This window comes from Fructilactobacillus sp. X2R1C1 (assembly GCF_059901435.1).
Window position 1 is genome coordinate 1 of the sequence record NZ_JBWXUV010000111.1, and the last position, 259, is coordinate 259.

The following is a 259-nucleotide window of genomic DNA, read 5'->3' on the forward strand; positions in this document are numbered from 1 at the left end:
ACCTGTGGTTGGTCGGCTTTGACCGGGTTAGTTTGCTGCTTCACACCCTGGTTATCAGCGTTTTGGTTGGTAGCCGGTTGATCGGTTACTTGTGATTTGTCAGGTTGAGCATTTGAAGCATCAGTCGTTTGATTATTAGTCTGTGATTGGTCCTGTTTAGCAGGCTTGGCAGCTGATTGACCATTATTGGGCTGGTCATTTGCTTGAGCGACTGCTGGTTGATCGTTACCACTTTGGTCTTGCACTGATGGGGTAACGG

The 259-nt window shown here is 48.3% G+C and carries 1 protein-coding gene; it reads right to left on the reverse strand.

Going from position 1 to position 259, the window contains the following annotated elements; genetic code table 11:
- Window positions 1-259: hypothetical protein (locus tag AC6UDG_RS07685; protein ID WP_500706989.1), on the reverse strand; the 259-nt coding region annotated here is incomplete at both ends.